General features: G+C 56.7%; 20 protein-coding genes. 6 read left to right on the top strand and 14 right to left on the bottom strand.

Going from position 1 to position 21060, the window contains the following annotated elements; all coding sequences use genetic code 11:
• Window positions 1-44: 44 nt before the first annotated feature.
• Both BJ885_RS08390 and BJ885_RS08385 read right to left on the bottom strand, forming a co-directional pair.
• A complete protein-coding gene (locus BJ885_RS08390; protein ID WP_121931694.1) occupies window positions 45-1730 on the bottom strand; it encodes an NAD-dependent malic enzyme in 1686 nt (561 codons plus the stop codon).
• A 32-nt stretch (window positions 1731-1762) separates the two neighbouring features.
• Entirely contained in the window at window positions 1763-2710 is a 948-nt protein-coding gene (locus BJ885_RS08385; RefSeq protein WP_121931693.1) for an AEC family transporter, read from the bottom strand.
• 404 nt (window positions 2711-3114) lie between these two features.
• Here BJ885_RS08385 and BJ885_RS08380 point away from each other — a divergent pair, with 404 nt between their 5' ends.
• Complete coding sequence (locus BJ885_RS08380; RefSeq protein WP_121931692.1) at window positions 3115-4446, top strand: 2-hydroxycarboxylate transporter family protein; 1332 nt, start codon at window positions 3115-3117, stop codon at window positions 4444-4446.
• Between the two features lie 121 nt (window positions 4447-4567).
• Complete coding sequence (locus BJ885_RS08375) at window positions 4568-5209, top strand: helix-turn-helix domain-containing protein (protein WP_121931691.1); 642 nt, start codon at window positions 4568-4570, stop codon at window positions 5207-5209.
• On the opposite strand, the gene BJ885_RS08370 is transcribed toward BJ885_RS08375, so the two are convergent.
• Window positions 5202-5501, bottom strand: coding sequence for a helix-turn-helix transcriptional regulator (locus tag BJ885_RS08370; RefSeq protein WP_121931690.1), 300 nt, complete (start codon window positions 5499-5501; stop codon window positions 5202-5204). The genes BJ885_RS08375 and BJ885_RS08370 overlap by 8 nt on opposite strands.
• A 160-nt stretch (window positions 5502-5661) precedes the next feature.
• Here BJ885_RS08370 and fusA point away from each other — a divergent pair, with 160 nt between their 5' ends.
• Window positions 5662-7761: an elongation factor G gene (fusA, locus tag BJ885_RS08365; protein WP_121931689.1), complete on the top strand. Its 2100-nt coding sequence runs from the start codon at window positions 5662-5664 to the stop codon at window positions 7759-7761.
• Between the two features lie 83 nt (window positions 7762-7844).
• Here the strand turns inward: fusA and BJ885_RS08360 are convergent, their stop codons facing one another.
• From BJ885_RS08360 to BJ885_RS08350, 3 genes are all read right to left on the bottom strand, one after another.
• A complete protein-coding gene (locus tag BJ885_RS08360; RefSeq protein WP_121931688.1) occupies window positions 7845-8270 on the bottom strand; it encodes a DUF3828 domain-containing protein in 426 nt (141 codons plus the stop codon).
• 3 nt (window positions 8271-8273) lie between these two features.
• The gene (locus BJ885_RS08355; protein ID WP_310886295.1) at window positions 8274-8630 is read right to left on the bottom strand and encodes a CHAP domain-containing protein; all 357 of its coding nucleotides are present in this window, start codon (window positions 8628-8630) and stop codon (window positions 8274-8276) included.
• 126 nt (window positions 8631-8756) lie between these two features.
• Complete coding sequence (locus tag BJ885_RS08350; protein ID WP_121931687.1) at window positions 8757-9329, bottom strand: flavin reductase family protein; 573 nt, start codon at window positions 9327-9329, stop codon at window positions 8757-8759.
• Window positions 9330-9437: 108 nt separating this feature from the next.
• Here BJ885_RS08350 and nhoA point away from each other — a divergent pair, with 108 nt between their 5' ends.
• A complete protein-coding gene (nhoA, locus tag BJ885_RS08345; protein WP_121931686.1) occupies window positions 9438-10283 on the top strand; it encodes an N-hydroxyarylamine O-acetyltransferase in 846 nt (281 codons plus the stop codon).
• A gap of 68 nt (window positions 10284-10351) precedes the next feature.
• Here nhoA and BJ885_RS08340 read toward each other — a convergent pair whose 3' ends face one another.
• Entirely contained in the window at window positions 10352-10945 is a 594-nt protein-coding gene (locus BJ885_RS08340) for a TetR family transcriptional regulator (protein ID WP_059346817.1), read from the bottom strand.
• A 115-nt stretch (window positions 10946-11060) separates the two neighbouring features.
• On the opposite strand from BJ885_RS08340, the gene BJ885_RS08335 reads away from it, so the two are divergent.
• Together BJ885_RS08335 and BJ885_RS08330 are read left to right on the top strand one after the other, a co-directional pair.
• The gene (locus tag BJ885_RS08335) at window positions 11061-12548 is read left to right on the top strand and encodes an MFS transporter (protein ID WP_121931685.1); all 1488 of its coding nucleotides are present in this window, start codon (window positions 11061-11063) and stop codon (window positions 12546-12548) included.
• 77 nt (window positions 12549-12625) lie between these two features.
• Window positions 12626-14509, top strand: a complete 1884-nt coding sequence (locus BJ885_RS08330) for a potassium transporter Kup (RefSeq protein WP_121931684.1) — start codon at window positions 12626-12628, stop codon at window positions 14507-14509.
• Window positions 14510-14548: 39 nt separating this feature from the next.
• Here BJ885_RS08330 and BJ885_RS08325 read toward each other — a convergent pair whose 3' ends face one another.
• Genes BJ885_RS08325 through BJ885_RS08295 form a run of 7 tightly spaced genes read right to left on the bottom strand, consistent with a single transcriptional unit; the run spans window position 14549 to window position 21000 of the window.
• Window positions 14549-15775, bottom strand: a complete 1227-nt coding sequence (locus BJ885_RS08325) for a Zn-dependent hydrolase (RefSeq protein WP_121931683.1) — start codon at window positions 15773-15775, stop codon at window positions 14549-14551.
• Window positions 15772-16254, bottom strand: coding sequence for an L-2-amino-thiazoline-4-carboxylic acid hydrolase (locus BJ885_RS08320; protein WP_121931682.1), 483 nt, complete (start codon window positions 16252-16254; stop codon window positions 15772-15774). Before BJ885_RS08320 ends, BJ885_RS08325 begins: the two co-directional genes overlap by 4 nt.
• 18 nt (window positions 16255-16272) lie before the next feature.
• Window positions 16273-17430, bottom strand: coding sequence for a branched-chain amino acid ABC transporter substrate-binding protein (locus tag BJ885_RS08315; protein WP_047647638.1), 1158 nt, complete (start codon window positions 17428-17430; stop codon window positions 16273-16275).
• Window positions 17431-17458: 28 nt separating this feature from the next.
• A complete protein-coding gene (locus BJ885_RS08310) occupies window positions 17459-18178 on the bottom strand; it encodes an ABC transporter ATP-binding protein (protein WP_121931681.1) in 720 nt (239 codons plus the stop codon).
• On the bottom strand, window positions 18171-18938 hold the full coding sequence (locus BJ885_RS08305) for an ABC transporter ATP-binding protein (protein WP_121931680.1): 768 nt from the start codon (window positions 18936-18938) through the stop codon (window positions 18171-18173). Before BJ885_RS08305 ends, BJ885_RS08310 begins: the two co-directional genes overlap by 8 nt.
• Window positions 18935-20041, bottom strand: a complete 1107-nt coding sequence (locus tag BJ885_RS08300) for a branched-chain amino acid ABC transporter permease (RefSeq protein ID WP_121931679.1) — start codon at window positions 20039-20041, stop codon at window positions 18935-18937. The genes BJ885_RS08305 and BJ885_RS08300 overlap by 4 nt, the downstream gene beginning before the upstream one ends.
• A gap of 8 nt (window positions 20042-20049) precedes the next feature.
• Window positions 20050-21000 (bottom strand): branched-chain amino acid ABC transporter permease, encoded by a 951-nt coding sequence (locus BJ885_RS08295; RefSeq protein ID WP_121931678.1) that lies wholly within the window; start codon window positions 20998-21000, stop codon window positions 20050-20052.
• Window positions 21001-21060: the final 60 nt, after the last annotated feature.

The following is a 21060-nucleotide window of genomic DNA, read 5'->3' as shown; positions in this document are numbered from 1 at the left end:
GCAGCAATCCTGCCCTCACCGTGCAGTGAGGGCAGGATCGAGGCTTACAGCGCAGACCTGCGGTACGGCGCATAGTCCGCCTGCCACCAGGTCTTCTCAATACGCGCCATCAGCGTCTCATCATCTATCGCCGGAGCCACGCCCTGTTCAATCGCGGCCCGGGCGACGGCGACGGCAATCTGGCGTGATACCGTTTCAATCTGATCTACCGGCGGCAGCAATCCACCTTTTTCCGTGGTGACCAGCGGAGACTGCGCGGCCAGGCTGCGGCTTGCTGCCATCAGCATCTCTTCAGTCACCCGGCGCGCGTTACAGGCCAGCACGCCCAACCCCAGACCCGGGAAAATATAGGCGTTGTTACACTGGGCGATCTCGTAGTGTTCATTCTCCCAGAATACCGGGGCGAACGGGCTGCCGGTGGCCACCAGTGCGGCACCCTGGGTCCAGGCGATAAGATCCTGCGGCTGGGCTTCCGCCCGCGAGGTCGGGTTAGAAAGCGGCATGATGATCGGGCGCGGACAGTGGCGATGCATCTCTTTGACAATCTCTTCGCTGAACAGCCCCGGCTGGCCTGAAACGCCGATCATCACCGTAGGATGCGCGTTCTTCACCACGTCCAGCAGGGAAATATTTTGCGAGTCTACCTGCCAGCTGCAAACGGCGTCGCGCGCGGTAAGCAGGTTTTTCTGGAAATCGAGCACATTGGTCATGTCGTCGGTCAGCAGGCCGAAGCGATCGACCATAAAGATCCGGCTGCGCGCTTCGGACTCGGTCAGGCCGTCATCCATCATCAGCGCCACAATTTTTTCAGCTATCCCGCATCCGGCAGAACCGCTGCCCAGGAAGACCACGCGCTGGTTGCGAATGCGCGTGCCCGCCGCATGCGCCGCCGCCATCAGCGTACCGGCGGTGACGGCCGCCGTGCCCTGGATATCATCATTGAAGCAGCACAGCTGGTCGCGGTAGCGCCGGAGCAGCCTGGTGGCGTTTTTCTGCGCGAAGTCTTCAAATTGCAGGAGCACATTGGGCCAGCGCGCTTTAACGGTGCTGACAAACATATCCATAAACTCAGCGTACTGATCGTCGCTGATGCGCGGGTGGCGCCAGCCCATGTACATCGGGTCGTCGAGGTGGTGCTGATTATTGGTGCCGACATCCAGCATTATCGGCAGGGTAGAAGCAGGATGGATCCCTCCGCAGGCGGTATACAGCGACAGCTTGCCAATTGGAATGCCCATGCCGCCAATACCCTGATCGCCCAGCCCTAAAATACGTTCCCCGTCCGTCACCACAATCACGCGAACGTCGTTGCGCGAAAAACTTTGCAGCATCTCATCAATACGATGTCGATTCGGCCATGAAATAAACAGGCCGCGCGCGCGTCGATAAATCGTGGAGAAATGCTCGCAGGCTTCACCGACCGTCGGGGTATAGATAATCGGTAACGTCTCTTTCAGATGCGAACGCAGGAGGTTATAAAAGAGCGTTTCGTTGGTATCCTGAATATTTCGCAGGTAAACATGACGCGAAATATCGCTTTTAAAATGGCAGAACTGCACCCAGGCGCGCTCGGTTTGTTCTTCAATAGTTTCAACGTTGTGCGGCAATAATCCATGCAGGTTAAAATTGTCACGCTCTTCTTTAATAAATGCGAGTCCTTTATTTAGCAGCGGATTTTCCAGCAATACGGCCCCGTTATAGGGGGTGTACAGAACTTCTTTCCGGGACATGGTTAACTCCTGAGTTTTTTAAATAAAATAGATTAAGAGATGAAATAGATCATAATGCCTTCGGTCACGACCCCGACGGCAGTGCCAATTAATATGGAAGAGGATGCGGTATCAATATAGGTATCGCTGCGTAAGGCAAACATCCCTGCGGCAATCGCGGAAGGCGTTGCGCCAATAATGACGACCTGCTGCAGTAAGGTGTGGCTCAGGCCAAAGGCGAGTCCAGCGGCGGCCATCATTGCCGGCTGAATAAGGTTTTTAATACTGATATTGGTAAACGTCTGCACGTTAAGTTTTGGACGTTCACCGTAAAACAGCAGGCCGAGGGCAAACAGGGACAGCCCGCCTGAAACCTTTCCGACCATCTCAATAGGCATGCTGAGAATAGAAGGGATTTGCACGCCGGCCAGACTGAGCAACACGCCGGAGACCGGGATCCAGACGATAGGATTGCGCGCCGCTTTGATGAGGTTTTGCACAATCATCGCGCCCGGGTGCAGCGCCTCCAGGCCGTCATGACCATTTTTATCACCCATACGAATCAGGACGATAGTCAGAGGGATCATGATAACGCTGGTAATAATATTGCCAATCAGCACGCCGATAAATCCTTCCGGCCCAATCAATACCGCCAGGACCGGTGCGCCAAAGTAGGCCATATCGGGAAAGGCGCAAACCAGAGACTGAATGGCGCTGGTTTTGATATCGTGGCGAAAAACGTAGCGCGAAATAAATAGCGTCAGTAAATACGACCCCATTAAACCGACAACTAAAACGGCCATAAAGGTCAGGTTCTTAATTTTATTGGGATCGGTATGCAATGCACCGATAAAAAGATGGAAAGGAAGGGCGAAACGAATCACCACGGTTGCCATGACGTTTGCATCTTCACGCCGGGAATATCCCAGCTTTCCACTTAGCCACCCAAGTAACATTATAAAGACGAGCGGAAACAGTGACTGTAATAGTAATGAAGGCATAGTATTTCCTGTAGGGTATTTTATGTGTTTTATTGCAGCGCTAATCTAGCGCTTAGAAAGCAGGGCAGGAGTGACAAGAGTCACACTCTCTCTGGTTTTATTAATTTCAAAAAGATTGCATTAGTTGGATAAGTAATACTTTCGTCAAATATTGATAAGACGCAAGAAAGCAACATTAGCTGTTATAAATAACTTTAGTTACTTAACGCTGAATTAAGTTATTTAAAAGCAAAGAGCCAGATTGTTCACATTTCTACCCGCAGGCCCGTGATAATTTCATCGTGAGCCTGTTTTTAGAAAAGGCCATCTAAGTCTTTATTTATATTTAAGAACATTTATTCGTATCAGGAATAGTTTCAGTTATTCCTTTCTCTGTTTATCCGAACACAAATTCAGGTGATTATATGAAAGATAATCCTGTACCGACTTCTGAGCTGTCGACCTCGCGTTTTGCCTTTGGGCTCAACAATACCGAGGTGGGCACGGTCCCGTTGATGCTGTTCGTCGGGATTGCCGCGATTGTGGCGACGTCCGCCTGGGCAGGGCTGCTGCCAAAAAATATGATTGGTGGACTTGCGGTCATCATGACATTCGGCTTCGCGTTTGCCAAAGTCGGGCGTCAAATCCCGGTGCTGAAAGATATCGGCGGCCCGGCGATCCTGTGCCTGATGGTCCCCTCCGTGCTGGTCTATTTTGGCGTATTCGGGAAACATACCCTTGATACCGTGCATCTGCTGATGAAAGAGGCGAATCTGCTCTATTTCGTCATCGCCTGCCTGGTGGTCGGCAGCATTCTGGGGATGAACCGGGTGCTGCTGATCCAGGGGATGATGCGCATGTTTGTTCCGCTGGTGGCGGGAACATGCATGGCCGTGCTGAGCGGCCTCATTGTGGGCTCACTGTTTGGTTATACGCCTTACCACACCTTCTTCTTCATCATTGTGCCCATCATCGGCGGCGGAATTGGCGAGGGGATTTTGCCGCTGTCCCTGGCCTATTCGGCAATACTGGGGCAGACGCCGGACGTCTACGTTGCACAGCTGGCACCTGCTGCGATCGTCGGGAATATCTTCGCCATTATTTGTGCGGGCTCGCTGGCGCGTCTCGGCGCGAAACGTCCTGCGCTTTCGGGAAACGGCATGCTCACGCGGAGTAAAGACGACGCCAGCCTGTTTGCCGGGGCGCAGAGCACGCAGCAGACGGATTTTCATCTGATGGGGGGCGGATTGCTGATGGTGTGCGCGTTTTTCATCGTCGGCGGATTGTTTGAAAAACTGGTACACATTCCCGGCCCGGTGCTGATGATCCTGATTGCCGTCCTGTGTAAATACTTCAGGGTGATCCCGGCCTCAATGGAGCAGGGCGCGCACAGCTGCTATAAATTCGTCTCGGCTGCGCTGGTCTGGCCGCTGATGATCGGCCTCGGGATGTTATACGTGCCGCTTGAGAGCGTGGTGTCGGTCTTCTCGGTGGGATACGTGGTGGTGTGCGGTTCGGTTGTAATTGCGATGGCGCTGAGCGGCTACTTTATTGCGTCGCGTCTGAATATGTATCCTGTGGAAGCGGCGATTGTGACCTGCTGCCACAGCGGGCTGGGCGGAACGGGGGACGTGGCCATTTTGTCCGCGTCAAACCGAATGTCGCTCATGCCGTTCGCGCAGATTGCCACCCGCATCGGCGGAGCGTCGACGGTGATTTTCGCCACGCTGCTGATGGGCTGGATTATGGCGCGCTGATCCGATACGTCAGGATGCTGAATCGCAACGACATTTTCAGGGTGTCGCTGCGGTTCAGTCCTTTATAAAACTCACCGCGCTGTATAGAATTACCGCACCCACAGTGACGGGATACCACACGATGACCGGAAGAGTTGATTATCAGATTGAAAAATATCTCCTTACCGAAGCCGCCGAGCCGGAGCGCCTGACGCGCCAGTGGGCAGAGGTGATGGAGGAGTGTCGTGAGCAAAAGTCCGGTGCTGAGGAGCGGCTGCGCCTCGCGTTGCTTAATGTGGATTACGTCACCAGCTTCGAGCTTCCCTTCAGGCTGCTCCTTACCCGTGCGCCCCAGCTCATAGACGCTGTCAGAAAAGAGCTTCAGCTCAGTCAGAAAAATGTTCTGTTTAACGGCAAGCGCTTTGGCTGCGTCTATAGCCTGAAAAAAGATCTGGACGGAATACCCGACGAGTTTACCTATCAGCTGAAAACGCGGATCCAGCGCAGTGACGCGACGGGATGTAATGAATTACCTTACAGGCAAATTGCTCAGCAGGTTAAAGTCCCCCGCGAACGACTTAAGCTGGCGCTGGAAAATGGGTTAGCGGTAACGGCACTCGACGGGCTTTTCTGGTTTGGTATTCAGCGCATTGCGGCCGATGTGCAGAGATTACGCAAAACAGGGATAAGGATCGTGACGTCCGACGCCGAGGTGTTTGATACGCTCACCAAAACAACCCGGCGGATCCCGGTCTATCGCCTGGAAGGGACTGAAATTATTTAACCTGCAGTAGTATCTCCATCAGCCCTGGAAAACGGGCATCAAGATCCTCTCGGCGTAACGAAATCATGTTCTCCCGCCCCTGCGGGCGCTGCCAGATAACGCCGCTGTCGCGCAGTACGCGCCAGTGGTGTGTCATTGTCGATTTTACTACATCCTCCGGGCGCAGCGCGTTACAGCTGAGTTCGCTGCCATCGGCCAGCCGGCGAATGATCGACAGCCGGAGCGGATTGCCGAGGGCAAACAGCACATTTTCCAGCAGTATTTGTTCAGTTTCAGGGTGGTTTGGGATCATCGTTTTCCTGCGTTTGGCGTCAGATTGAGCTATATCAACAATAGGTCAACCGTTAAAAAATAGTTCGATAATACTCGTACAATAGGACTATTATAGCAAACGAACGAATGCACGACCATCCTGGTCGTCACAGACAAGTCATAGTGACTAAGGAAATATCATGCCCCGACCCATCCCTCTCGAACGTTATCGCAACATCGGTATCTCCGCGCATATCGATGCCGGTAAAACCACCACCACTGAGCGCATCCTGTTTTATACCGGGATGAGCCACAAGCTGGGTGAAGTACACGATGGCGCGGCAACCACTGACTGGATGGCGCAGGAGCAAGAGCGCGGGATCACGATTACCTCCGCGGCGGTCAGCTGCTTCTGGCCTGGTATGGATAGAGGCTATGAGCCGCACCGGATTAACATCATCGACACTCCGGGGCACGTGGATTTCACCATTGAGGTGGAACGTTCCATGCGCGTACTCGACGGTGCCGTGATGGTGTATGACTCCGTGGGCGGCGTGCAGCCGCAGTCGGAAACCGTCTGGCGTCAGGCCAATAAATATCACGTTCCGCGTCTGGCCTTCGTCAACAAAATGGACCGTCCGGGCGCTGATTTCTTCCGCGTCGTACGCATGATGCAGGAGCGCCTGAAGGCCAATCCGGTGCCGATTGTCATTCCGGTGGGTGCAGAAGATCATTTCACCGGCGTGGTGGATCTCATCAAGATGCGCACCATTCTGTGGGACGACGCGACGCAGGGCATGGTGTTTACCTATGCGCCCGTGCCGGATGATTTGATCAGTACCGCCCAGGAATGGCGGGAAAAAATGGTCTCTGCGGCGGCAGAAGCCAGCGATGAACTGATGGACAAATACCTGGAAACCGGCGACCTGACGGAAGCGGAAATTATCAAAGGGCTGCGTATTCGCACCATCTCGGGTGAAATTCAGCCGATGCTGTGCGGCAGCGCGTTCAAGAATAAAGGCGTGCAGCGCATGCTTGATGCGGTCATTGAGCTCATGCCGTCGCCGCTGGACGTGCCGGCCATTGATGGCGTGGATGAAAAAGGGCAGCACGCGGAGCGTCATCCGAGCGATGATGAGCCGTTCTCGGCCCTGGCGTTCAAGCTGATGAGCGACCCGTACGTCGGTCAACTGACCTTTATCCGCGTGTACTCTGGCGTGCTGCGCAAAGGTGACGCGGTGTACAACCCGGTGAAAGGGAAGAAAGAGCGCATTGGACGAATCGTGCTGATGCATGCCAACGATCGCCACGAGGTGGACGAACTGCGTGCGGGAGACATCGCAGCCTGCGTTGGGCTGAAGGACGTGACCACCGGCGACACGCTCACCGATCCGAATGCAGTGATCACGCTTGAACGCATGGAGTTCCCGGACCCGGTTATCTCGCTGGCGATCGAGCCGAAAACCAAAGGCGACCAGGAGAAAATGGGGATCGCGCTGCAGCGTCTGGCGGCGGAAGATCCGTCTTTCCGCCTGCATACTGACGAAGAGTCCGGCCAGACCATTATCTCCGGGATGGGTGAACTACATCTTGAGATTATCGTCGACCGCATGAAGCGCGAGTTTGGCGTCGAGGCGAACATCGGTCGTCCGCAGGTGACCTACCGTGAAACCCTGCGTAAAACGGTGAAGGATATCGAAGGTAAATTTGTTCGTCAGTCCGGCGGTAAAGGGCAGTACGGTCATGTGGTGCTGAGCCTGGAGCCGCTGGAGCCCGGAAGTGGCTTTAAATTTGAAGATGCCACCAAGGGCGGCGTAGTGCCGCGCGAGTATATCCCGTCCGTTGAGAAAGGGCTGCGGGAAGCGATGAACAGCGGCGTGCTGGCGGGCTATCCGGTCGTTGATGTCAAAGCGACGCTGACGTTTGGCTCGTATCACGACGTCGACTCCTCGGAGATGGCGTTCCGCATGGCGGCGATCCTCGGCTTCAAAGAGGGCGCCCGCAGGGCGGATCCGGTGATTCTTGAGCCGATCATGCACGTAGAGGTGGAAACGCCGGAAGAGTACGCCGGTAACATCATGGGCGATCTCTCCTCCCGCCGCGGAATGGTGCAGGGGATGGCAGAGCAGTACGGAAGCCAGATTATTCGCGCTGACGTGCCGCTGGCAGAGATGTTTGGTTATGCCACAACACTGCGCTCGATGTCCCAGGGGCGCGCGACGTATACGATGGAGTTCCATCATTTTGCGGAAGCCCCGCGGAATGTTGCGGATGAGATTATTTCACGACGTGCGAAGTAATTAATTAATTGCACACGGTAGCCGCTGGGCTATCGTGTGCTTTTTCTTCTGCAACAGAGGGCGTTTCCTTTCATATCACGTTTTTACTTTATCAGCGTGGCCGAGCGAACTTTCCATACGCCTTTTTCCTGAACGAGACAATCTGCTACAACGTGATCTTGTTTCTTCCCAAACGCGATATAGACGTTTGTGCAAACGGCATCAAAATCAGAATGTAAGACGGTTATTTGATTCCAGTCTTCATCCCAATCCTGCGATTTGATGAACATATCCGCATCTGGCATGTCTTTTTCGTTACTGTCTCCAGAGTACATTTCTTTAATTGCTGCAATGGTCCCTGAAGCTACGAACTCGTTCATGATGTCTGGATTAAGTACTGGCGGTTTGTTCTGATCTAACTGCGCGATATACCATTGATTGAATTTAAGCGCCGCCTGACCCGGTGCATAAATGTTATCTGCGATAGCGAACGGAGACAGTGCGAAAAGTAAAAAGAAGAGTGTTTTCATTAGTCATGCCTGAACAGCTCGTAATGAGGCTGTATGTTTCGGTAAGCCGGTCCTGGATACAGAGCGTTGTACAAAATCGCTGATCCACTGCTGACCATCGTATATGCAAACGTGCCCGCTATCGTGGCCCACAATATTTTGGATAACGGCTACGTCACCGGCATGAGGTTGATCGTATACCAGGCGGAATCCAGCATTGACCAATGTCCGCCCCATGTCTTTTGCCAGACGCGTATTGGGGATTTTTAATCTTCCACCCGTTCTGATCGCTTCGGTGACGTAGTGAGCACAATAACCCGTGCTCTTCGATTGGGCGTGTGATTTGGCATATGAGATTGCGCCATCTTTATTCCATGTCATTGATATTTCCTTAATGCGAGAGTGCTAATGCAGCAACTCCGGAAATATCCTCCGTTTTAAAAAGTAATAGTAAACATAAAATGCCATAGAAATTTACTATAATTCAGTAGGATATGATTAAGTAAATCAATCCGGCGCCTTCACCATCTTCCCGCTCGCGACAAACGTCCCGGCCCCAAGATGATGCAGGGTATTCAGCTTATCCCCGTCAAACTGCCAGCGGCCGGCGATAAACGCGCGTTCATCGGCTGCCGCTGAAACCACTTCACCAAACAGCGTATCGTATTTTTCTGCCGCTGAGGTGACGGGTAATAACCGACACTCCATCCACGCCAGACATTTTTCTTCAATCACCGGCAGGCCAAGTTCAGGACCGTTCACGACCGGGATCCCGTAGCAGTTGAATTTGTCTTCATCGCGCCCGCTGACGCTACCGACAGCGTATGTCCAGTTGGCCGCCGCCACGCCGGGGATGACGATCCCAAATTTTCCGCTGCGTTCAATCAGCTCTCGCGACCAGGTGCTTTTATCCACGACTATTGCGACGCGCGGCGGTTCAAACTCAACGGGCATTGACCATGCGGCGGCCATCACGTTGCGTCTGTCGAGGCTTTCATCCCGACTGGTGATAAGCACAGTTGGGCCGTGGTTCAGCAGACGGCTGGCGTGACGTAATTCAACAGGGCGAAAGTGGCTCATAGGATCTCCTCATCTACACCGATGAGTATGACGAAAAAGCACGTAAATCAAAGTGGGTGCGTAAAATTAGTTTATAAACAGAACATCTCATTCAAAGGAAACTGATGTATGTCCCCATTTCTGACCGCCTATTTTGCCCGCATCGGCAGGGCGCAACCGACGCGGGTGGATATCGATACCCTGCGCGCGCTGCATTTACATCACAACTGTGCGATCCCTTTTGAGAATATTGATGTTGTTCTGCCGCGCGAAATCCAGCTTGACGATCGGTGTCTGGTCGACAAACTGGTCACCGCACGTCGCGGAGGGTACTGCTTTGAGCAAAACGGCCTGTTCGAGCGCGTCCTGCGTGAAGTCGGGTTTACGGTGCGTAGCGTGCTGGGGCGGGTGGTATTAGCGAATCCGCCGCAAATGCCGCCGCGCACGCACCGCCTGCTGCTGGTTGAGCTTAACGGTGAGCGCTGGATTGCCGATGTGGGGTTTGGCGGCCAGACGCTGACGGCGCCGATTCGACTGCTCGCTAATGAAGAACAGGAGACGCCGCACGGGCTGTATCGTCTGCTGAGCGAGGGGAACGACTGGGTGCTGCAGTTCCGTCACCACGAGCACTGGCAGTCGATGTACCAGTTTGACCTGACGACGCAGTATTTCAGCGATTACGTGATGGGGAATTTCTGGTCGGCGCACTGGCCGCAGTCGCATTTCCGTCATCATCTGTTGATGTGTCGCCATCTGCCGGACGGCGGCAAGCTGACGCTAACCAACTTCAACTTTACCCACTGGCAGAACGGCCACGTAGAAGAACAGATCCTTCTGCCGGATGCTGAGGCGCTCTACCAGCTGATGCAGGAACGCTTTGGTATTGGGGTTGACGATGCAAAACACGGATTTTCACTGGCGGAGCTGACGGCGGTAATGGCGGGGTTTGATACACATCCTCAGGCCGGGAAATAATGCGCAAAGGGGCTGGCCCCCTTTGCCGTACCGTAGGCCGGATAAGGCGTCTCCGCCACCCGGCAACATCACTGATGAAGCGGGCTAGAAAACAACTCGAGCGTGATGAGTTTATCAAGATGATTGTTAAAGGCGGCTTCGTCCATTTCGGGCATGTTTAAGATATACATTCCGTCAAGGCCGCACACCAGACCTATCAAGCGCCAGGCAATATTTTCCGCCCGATCGCCCGGATTCAATTCTCCGGCCTCCGTTCCCGCTTTGATTAGCGCCACCGTTTCCTGGTGCCACATCTCCATAGTCATCACATAGGCGCCTTTGATGTCGGCATCGCGGCTGGCCAGGATCTGCGCCTCACGCCACAGGCGAATATAGGGCTCAAACCTTCCGTCATCGCTGCCGAGCATGCCATGAAGCTGCTCCCGCCATCCGGCCTGTTTACCCGCGACGTCCGCATCCAGCAGTTCGCGAATCAACCGTACGAAGGCCAGCGATTTTAGTTCGCCACCGGACGTAAAATGATGATGCACCTGGCCGGTGGCGACTCCGGCCTCGGCGGCAATACGGCGTACCGTCATTGCCGCCAGTCCTTCAGCCAGCGCCACGCGCATGGCGGCCTGTAAGATGGCTTCCCGCCGTTCATCCTTGCTCAGATATCGCATGTTTACTCACTCTCAATGGGAATGAAACGAGTGTAACAAAAAGCTGGACATGCGTTCAACTTTACGTAGGATCGCATCCTGGACATGTGCCATGTTTTAAAAGAAAAGGAAATTTATGTTTCGTCAGTGGTTAGCGTTAGTGATTATCGTGCTGGTGTATATCCCGGTGGCGATCGACGCGACGGTGCTACACGTGGCGGCGCCGACATTGAGCATGACGCTGGGCGCCAGCGGCAATGAATTGCTGTGGATCATCGACATTTACTCGCTGGTGATGGCGGGAATGGTGCTGCCGATGGGCGCCCTGGGTGACCGCATTGGTTTTAAACGATTGCTGATGATTGGCAGCACGCTGTTTGGCCTGTCGTCGCTGGCGGCAGCGTTTGCCCCGTCAGCAGGGTGGCTAATTGCGGCGCGCGCCTCGCTGGCAATCGGCGCGGCGATGATTATTCCGGCTACGCTGGCTGGGATCCGCACGCTGTTTATCGACGCGCGGGATCGTAATATTGCGCTCGGCGTCTGGGCCGCGGTGGGGTCAGGTGGCGCGGCGTTTGGCCCGCTGATTGGCGGTATGCTGCTTGAGCATTTTTACTGGGGATCGGTGTTTTTAATCAACGTGCCGATCGTGCTGGTGGTGGTTTCGCTGGCCGCGCGTTTTGTGCCTCCTCAGCAGGGCCGCCCGGAGCAGCCGCTGAATATTAGCCATGCCATCATGCTGATTGTGGCGATTTTGCTGCTGGTCTACAGTGCGAAAACCGCCCTAAAAGGCGTCCTGTCACCGTGGATAGTCGCGTCCGCGCTGGTGACCGGCTCGGTGCTGCTGTTTATCTTCGTGCGTATTCAGCTCCGCGCTCGCGTACCGATGATCGACATGCGTCTGTTCTGCCATCGCATCATTTTGAGCGGCGTGGTGATGGCGATGACCGCCATGATTGCCCTGGTCGGGTTTGAGCTGCTGATGGCTCAGGAGCTGCAGTTTGTTCATGGCTTTACGCCGTTTGAAGCGGGAATGTTCATGCTGCCGCTGATGGTGGCGAGCGGGTTTAGCGGCCCGATCGCGGGTGTGCTGGTCGGGCGTTTAGGGCTACGCATTGTGGCGGCCGGCGGAATGGGGCTCAGCGCCGTCAGCTTTATCGGCCTGTCGATGCTCGACTTCAGCACGCAGCAGCTGCTGGCTTCTGCCCTGATGGTGCTGCTCGGCTTCAGCGCCGCCAGCGCGCTGCTGGCCTCGACCTCGGCAATTATGGCGGCCGCGCCGAAAGAGAAGGCCGCTGCCGCAGGGGCGATTGAAACCATGTCCTATGAACTGGGCGCCGGGCTGGGGATCGCCATCTTTGGTCTGCTGTTGGCCCGCAGCTTCTCGGCGTCAATTGACCTGCCGCACGGGCTGAACGCCTCGCTCGTCGATAAAGCCTCGTCATCCATTGGTGAGGCGATGAAGGTGGCGCAGGATCTGACCCCGACGCTGGCGGAGTCGGTGATTGAGGCGGCAAAAAGCGCGTTTATCACCTCGCACAGCGTGGCGCTGGGCAGCGCGGGCGGAATGCTGCTGCTGTTGGCAGTGGGGATCTGGTTCAGCCTGGCGAAGGTCAAGCCGCAGTAATACAGGGCGCGCGGTTGGCGCGGGCGGGGCAGATGGGCTATGTTTTTTATAGGATTATCTGACTCTTGCTGGAAAATATGAGCCCTCGCCACAGCAGTGAACCGTCTCAACCGCTCTCCCGGTTAACCCTGCTTGCAGGAGGCGCGCTGGGCGTCGTTTTTGGTGATATTGGCACCAGCCCGCTCTATACCTTCCGCACGGTGCTGTCGCTCTCTGAGCATGACCCTACGCCCGGTGTCATCCTGGGACTGCTCTCCCTGATTACCTGGACACTCATCCTGGTAACGTCCATAAAATATGCCGCCTTCGCCATGCGAATTGATAATCATGGTGAGGGGGGCATCATGGCCTTGATGTCGCTTCTGGTGGAGAAAGGCAAAGGCGGGCGCTGGGTCATTTTTTCCGCCCTCATTGGCGCAGCGCTGATTTACGGTGACGGCGCGATAACCCCGGCTATCTCCGTGCTTTCTGCCCTTGAAGGGCTGGAGATGGTCATTCCTGAATCTCAGCCGTACATATTACCCCTGACGGTGGCGGTTCTGCTGGCGCTGTTTCTTCTTCAGCCTTTTGGCACTGCGCGAATAGGGAAAATATTTGGCCCGGTCATGGCGCTGTGGTTTTTGGCGATTGCTGCGCTGGGCGTGCGAGGGATCGTTCAACACCCCTCGGTACTGCTGGCCCTCAACCCTGCGTACGGCATCGCGTTTTTGTTTTCGAACGGGTACACCAGTTTCCTGGTCCTGGGCGGCGTTTTTCTCTGCGTGACGGGGGCCGAGGCCCTGTATGCAGACATGGGGCACTTTGGCAAAAAGCCGATCTGGCTTGCCTGGTACGGCATCGTCTTTCCTTCGCTGCTGCTCAACTATGCTGGCCAGTCAGCGCTGATTCTGGCCGGTGCCGACAGCAAACAAAACCTTTTCTACACGCTCTGTCCGCCGGTGCTGCAGGTTCCGCTCATCGTTCTTGCCGCGCTGGCGACGATCATCGCCAGTCAGGCGATTATCACCGGCGCTTTTTCCATGACGCGCCAGGCCATTCAGCTTGGCTGGTTACCCCGATTACGCATCAAACAGACGGCGGCAGAAAGCTACGGCCAGATTTATATCGGGATAATCAACTGGCTGCTGATGGGGGTGACCATCGGGCTGGTGGTTTTCTTTAAATCCTCCGATAAGCTCGCCGCCGCGTACGGCATCGCCGTGTCGTTAACCATGCTGATGACCACGGGGCTGCTGTTTGTGGCAATGCGCGAAGTGTGGCGCTGGAGCCTGGCCAGCAGCGCGGTGATTGCCCTCTGCTTCCTGGTGATTGATGCCACCTTCTTGTTTGCCAATCTGATTAAGGTCCTGGAGGGCGGCTATATTCCGCTGCTGATGGCCGCCGCTATTTGTACGGTGATGCTGATCTGGCACCGCGGCGTTAAGGCGGTATCCGCATCGGTTGGCGAGAAGGGCGTCAGCGTGGATGCGTTCTTTGCCCAGCTTCAGCAAAAAACGGTGCCCAGAGTCGCGGGCTCCGCCGTCTTTTTGACCCGGACACAGAACAATATTCCGCCGGTCATGCGCTGGCACGTCGCGCGAAACCGGGCGCTACAGCAGGACGTGTTGTCGCTTACCATTGATATTCTGAATGTGCCCTACGTGGGGGAAGAACAACGCATCAGGGTAGAGCAGCGTGCGCCGGGCTACTGGCACGGCGTGGCGCAGTATGGCTTTATGGAACACCCGGACATCCCGCGTTTGTTGCAGGGTGTTAGCGAGATTAACGCGCTTTTTGCCACGGATGACGCCACCTGGTATGTCGGGCATGAAACTATTGTGGCAGGCGAGGGTGAGGCAGGTATGGCGGCATGGCAACGGCACATCTTTGCTTTCATGAAGCGCAACTGCACGCACGTCATCAACCACTATCACCTTCCCAGCGATCGGGTTGTCGAAATCAGCCGACGCGTTGCCGTGTAGATTCTGGCGAAAGCAGAGGTCCTCTGCTTTCGCACCGTTCTATCTCTCAAGGGCCGCAGACAGGACGCTATGCAATAACACATTCGCCCCTTTTTCTGACCATTCCGGCAGGATCCTTTCCGCTTCGTTATGGCTGACGCCTTTCACGCAGGGAATAAAGATCATGCTGGCCGGCGCAATTTTGCTGACATAGCAGGCGTCATGTCCCGCACCGGAGACCATCGGTTTCGACGTATAGCCCAGTGCCGCTACGGCCTTCTCCGTACGAGCCAGGCATTCGGCATCAAACGCAATTGGCGCGTAGTCAAAAATGCGCTCGACGTTAGCCGTCACGCCGCGGGCGGCCAGGCTCTCCGCAGCCTGATGCAGCGCCGCCTCCATCGCTACCAGCGCATCCGATGCCGGATGGCGAAACTCAACGCTGCATTCCACGCGGGACGACACAACGTTGCGCGAGTTTGGCGTAACCTTCGCCATACCGATCGTCGCGCGTCCGTCCGGCGCATGCCGATAGCCAATCTCTTCCACCTTCAGCGCCAGCTCTGCGAAGGCGGTCAGCGCGTCGCGGCGGCTGTGCATCGGCGTCGTGCCCGCGTGGGCGGCGAATCCGTCCAGCGTCAGGATAAACCAGCGCTGGCCCATTGCCGCGCGGACTAACCCGATATCGATGGCTTCATCTTCCAGGATTGGGCCCTGTTCGATGTGCAGTTCGTAGCAGGCGTGAACGGGAAACGCGCGGGCAGGGGTTTCACCCCGGTAGCCAATGCTCTCCAGCGCTTCGCCCACGGTAGTGCCATCGTTATCCGCGCGGGCATGCGCGTACGCTTCGCTAAACTGTCCCGTCCAGACCCCTGAAGAGAGCATGGCCGGCGCAAAGCGCGCGCCTTCTTCGTTAGTCCAGTTCACCAGCACCACGTCACGCTCGGTCTTAACGTTATGATCGTTAAGGGTTCGCAGCAGCTCCAGCCCGGCCAGCACGCCGTAAACCCCGTCGTAATTACCGCCCAGCGGCTGGGTATCCACATGCGAACCCGTCATGACCGGGGCAAGCTGCGGGTTTTTCCCCGCGCGACGGATAAACATATTGCCCATGCTGTCGACCTCACAGGTGAAACCCGCGTCCAGCGCCCAGTCGCGCAGCAGGTTACGCGCAATGCGGTCTTCCTCGCTCAGCGCCAGACGGGTCACGCCGCCGGCGGGCGTGCCGCCGATCTGCGCCATCATCTCAAGCGTTGACCACAGCCGTTCGGCGTTGACGCGGATCATGTCTTGTCCTTACTGCTGCGGTAGCGGAAATCACAGCACGAACCGCCCTGCATGATGGTGGTCGTGCGGGTCAGCTTCACGTCCGGCGCATAGCCAACGATGAATTTTTCATCGCGCGCGCAGGAAAGCAGATGACCAATCTCGCCCAGCCCCATTTCGTGATACATCTCCGCGTAGCGGCAGCGGGTTACGTTGTAGTTGTACTGCTGGTCGTTGGCTTCGATCACCTTCACGTCAAGCGCGTTATCTTTTTCCCACAGATACTGCAGAGCGATGAAGCTCCTGACGTCCGCGCCGTTGGGTTCTTTGCTGGCAAACGCTTTGCCTGCGTCAATCGCGGCCTGCTCGATAGCCTCGCCAATGACCGCCTGGGCGCGGGTTTTCCCTATCTCGCGCACCAGGATTTCATAAATTGGCTTAATAATTTCTGCTTCAATTTTGCGGCGGGCGAGAATGCCCAGCTCGTTATTATCACTCATCACATTGCCCTCGCTGCGTTACTTCGCTTTTGCGCCACCCAGCACGGTCTGCGGCTGCCATTTGCCGTCGACAACTTTGTAAACGGTGAAGGACGGCGATTTCAGGTTACCTTCTTTATCAAACGCGATCTGTCCAGTGACGCCGGAGTAGCTGATGGCGCGCAGGGCGGGCAGATAGTCGGACGGCTCAACGGAGTCTGCTTTTTCCATCGCCGCAACCAGCACGCGGGTGGCGTCATAGGCGAACGGGGCGTGCAGTTCGATATGGGTGTGGTAGCGTGACTGGTACGCCTGTTCGAACGCTTTACCGCCCGGCATCTGCTCAACGGGCAGACCTGGTTCGAGGGCAACCACGCCTTCGCCTTCTTTCTGCGCCAGCTGCAGGAACGTCTGGCTGACAAATCCGCCTGCGCCCATCAGCGTGGCGTTCATGCCCAGCTGTTTGATACGACGCGCCAGCGGTGCGGCCTGGCTGTCGACGCCGCCGAAGAAGATCAGATCGGCGTTTTTACTGCGAATAGCGGTCAGCACGGCGCTGAAGTCCACCGTTTTGTCATCAACGTACTGACGATCGACAACCTTCACGCCCTGCGCTTCAAGCGATTTAATAAACTGGTCCGCCAGTCCCTGACCAAAGGCGGTACGGTCGTCGATCACCGCAATGCGTTTGGCTTTCAGGGTATTAACCGCGTACTGGCCGGCTAGCTGACCGCCGTCGTCGTCGTGGCCCATCACGCGGAAGCTGGTATCAAAACCCTGTTTGGTATAGGCGTGACCGGTCGCGACCGGTGCCACCTGTGCGATGCCCGCATCGTGATAGATACGTGCGGCAGGAATGCTGGTACCGGTGTTCCAGTGGCCGACCACGCCCGCCACGCCGCTATCCACCAGACGCTGCGCCACGGCCACGGCGGTGCGCGGGTCGGACTGATCGTCTTCGGACTGCAGTTTGAAGGTCACCGCTTTGCCGCCGATGGTCGGGTGCTGCTTGTTAATATCGTCAATGGCCAGCTGCGCGCCGTTCTCCAGATCTTTACCGATACGGGCGGACGGGCCGGTGAGCGGGCCTGCCAGACCGATAACCACGGTTTCACCGTCGGCTGCCCACGCGGCCGTCGAGGCAAAACTGCCGAGGAGGATAGCGGCGCTGAGCGCACTGATTTTTACTGTTTTCATTGTTTTTCCCTGATGTTGGCTGGTGTTGTTAAACGGGCATTTCGCCCAAATAAATCTGTGCAATCTGGTCATCATTGAGCAGCGCTTTCGATTCGCCATGATGAACGATGCTGCCGCTGTCCATCACCCACGCGCTGTCGGTGACTTCCAGCGCGAGACGAGCGTTTTGTTCGATGAGCAGCAGGGCAACGCCGCGCTCGCGCAGGCTGGCAATGACGGCAAAAATGTTTTCGACCATCTTCGGTGCAAGGCCCATCGAGGGTTCGTCGAGGATCAGCAGGCGCGGGCGGCTGAGCAGGGCGCGGTTAAGGGCCAGCAGCTGTTGTTCTCCGCCGGAAAGCAGGCCGGCGAGCTGATGCTGGCGTTCTCCCAGGCGCGGGAAGCGTTCGAAGATCTCGTTCATCTCGCGCTTAACGGTGACAGCGTCACGTCTGAGCCAGGCGCCCATCTGCAGGTTTTCCAGCACCGTCATTCGGGAGAAGATCCCGCGTCCTTCCGGGACCATCACCAGTCCGTCACGGAGCAGGGTTTCGGGCCTGTGCTTACGCACCGTTTTACCGTTGAATTCAATACGGCCGCTAAAGCTTTCCAGCCCGGTAATGGCGCGCACGGTGGAGCTTTTCCCCGCGCCGTTAGCGCCGATCAGCGTAGCCTGTTCGCCCTCGTGCAGGGTAAAAGAGACATCGCGTACGGCCTGAATTCCGCCGTAATGCACGTCCACGCGTTCCACCTTCAGTAATTCAGACATGGGCGTTGCCTCCAAGCCAGGCGGCGATCACTGCCGGGTCGCGGCGCACGCTCTCCGGCGTGCCGCTGGCGAGCGTTTTACCGTAATCAAGCACCGTCAGGCGATCGCAGATGCCCATCACCAGCTTGACGTCATGTTCAATCATCAGCAGGGTTTTGCCGTCGTCGCGCAGGCGGATAAGCAGCTCCCCGAGCGCCACTTTTTCCGCTGCGTTCATCCCGGCGGCGGGTTCGTCCAGCGCCAGCAGCAGCGGTTCCGTTGCCAGCGCGCGGGCAATCTCCAGACGGCGCTGATGGCCATAGGCCAGATCGCAGGCGCGGTAGTGCGCAAACTTCGCAATGCCGGTGTACTCCAGCCAGTGCCAGGCCAGCTCCCGGGTCTGCTTCTCTTCCGCGCGAGCGCATTTGTGGCGGCTCAGCGCGGCCCACAGGCCGTTACGGGTGCGCACGTGGCGACCCACCATCACGTTTTCCAGCACCGACATGTCGTTAAAGAGGCGCACGTTCTGGAAGGTGCGCGCAATCCCGGCGGCGGTGACTTTCTCAATGTGCTTTGGAAAATAGGGCTTATCGGCAATTGAAAATTCACCGCTGTCCGCCGGATAAAGCCCGGTGATCAGGTTAAAACAGGTGGTTTTTCCCGCCCCGTTAGGACCAATCAGGCCGTAGATCTCGCCCTTGTTCACGGCGATCGAAACGTCGTCCACGGCGGTAAGCCCGCCGAAGCGTTTTGATATGTTGCGTACGGTTAATAGACTCATGTATTCACCTCCTTGTGGCGTACCGGCCAAATCCCGGCAGGACGCACCAGCATGACCAGCACCAGCGCCAGGCCGTAGAACAGCTGACGCAGCACTTCCGGGTCAATCAGTACCGTACCGAACAGCGCCTGCTGAACCGGGGCTGCCTGACTGCGCAGCAGTTCCGGCAGGGCGGTAAGCAGTATCGCGCCGAGGATCACGCCCGGAATATGTCCCATCCCGCCCAGCACCACCATCGCCAGCACGGCAATGGATTCCTGTAACGTGAAGGATTCCGGGGAGACAAAGCCCTGGAACGCGCCGAACAGGGCTCCCGCCACGCCGCCAAAAGAGGCACCCATCGCAAAGGCCAGCAGCTTATAGTTACGCACGTTAATGCCCATCGCGCGGGCCACATCCTCATCTTCACGGATGGCGTGCCAGGCGCGACCAATACGGGAATGCTGCAGGCGCAGGCAGACAAAAATAATCGCCACAATCACCAGCATCAGCAGGTAGTACCACAGCCACAGGGCGGGCACTTTGAAACCAAACCAGTGGTATACGCCGCTGAACTTCAGGCCGAACAGATTCAGCGTATCCATCCCGGTGATGCCCTTCGCACCGTTGGTGATGTTCACCGGACGGTCGAGGTTGCGCATCAGGATGCGGATGATTTCGCCAAAGCCGAGGGTCACTATCGCCAGATAGTCCCCGCGCAGCTTCAGCGTGGGAGCACCCAGTAAAATGCCGCAGACCGCAGCGACGAGCGCCGCCAGCGGAATAATCAGCAGATATGAGGTGTGCAGCCCGTCCGGGAACCAGACGCCGAGGAGAGGAAACACCTCCAGCAGGTGCGGCGAGGCCATCAGTGCGGCGAGATAGGCGCCGACCGCGTAAAAGGCGATAAACCCCATATCCAGCAGTCCGGTATAGCCCACCACAATATTTAGCCCCAGCGCCAGCATGATGTAGAGCAGGGCGAAGTCGATAACGCGCACCCAGTAGTTGCCGCCAAGCTGCGTGGCCACCGCGGGCGCAACCAGCAGCGCAAGGCAGAACAGAACCATGCCTGACCAGAATTTGCGCGTTGCCGCCGGGGTTTGTAGTTGAAGAGTCGTCATCTTTTTCCTTACGCCCTGTGCGCCACGCGCTCGCCCAGCAGGCCTACCGGACGGAAGACCAGCACCAGAATCAGGACCATGAAGGCAAAAACGTCCTGATAGTTGCTGCCGAAGACGCCGTTGGTCAGTTCACCCAGGTAACCTGCGCCCAGCGCTTCGATAATGCCGAGCAGGATCCCGCCAATCATTGCGCCACGAATGTTGCCAATGCCGCCCAGCACGGCGGCGGTAAAGGCTTTGATCCCGGGCAAAAAGCCCATTGAGAAGCTGGCGTTGCCGTAGTTGCTGGCCATCATCACGCCTGCCAGCGCGGCAAATACGCCGCCAATGGCGAACGCCAGGGTAATAATGGCATTGGGGTTAACCCCCATCAGCGTGGCAACGCGCGGGTTTTCCGCCACGGCGCGCATGCCGCGCCCCAGGCGGGTGTATTCCACCAGCAGCCATAGCCCGGTCATCACCGCAAGCGCCAGCGCCACGGTAACAATGCCGGTGACGGTCACAATGGCGGGGGGATGCAGTTCGCTTCCTGACGTCACGGCGATAGGTTCCATGGGCAGGATCTGCGGGAACATCAGCGGGTTGCGCGTCCAGATAATCATCGCCACGGTTTGCAGCAGGACCGAGACGCCGATACCCGAGATCAGCGGCGCCAGGCGCGGGGCGTTGCGCAGTCGGCGGTAGGCAAAGCGCTCCACGGCCATTGCCAGCAGGGCGCAAACGGCCATGGCAATCACCAGGGCAACGCCAAGCTGCAACAGCAGCGGCATGTGCGGAAAGGTGGCGTTCAGGGCGTTAATGGCGGAAAGCGTGGTGAGCGCACCGACCATCAGAATATCGCCGTGAGCAAAGTTAATAATGCGCAAGATGCCATACACCATGGTATAGCCCAGCGCGATCAGCGCGTAAATGCTTCCCAGCATCACGCCGTTGATCAGTTGTTGTATGAGTGTATCCAACGTCTGTTCCCGCAAAGTCTTCTTTCTGCGGCTACCATCCGATAAATGAATTAAATTGTA

This window comes from Enterobacter sp. WP_7_1 (genome assembly GCF_003688535.1).
Classification (GTDB): domain Bacteria; phylum Pseudomonadota; class Gammaproteobacteria; order Enterobacterales; family Enterobacteriaceae; genus Enterobacter; species Enterobacter asburiae.
Note: the sequence above shows the minus strand (reverse complement) of the source record. Positions and strands in the feature narration are given on the sequence as shown.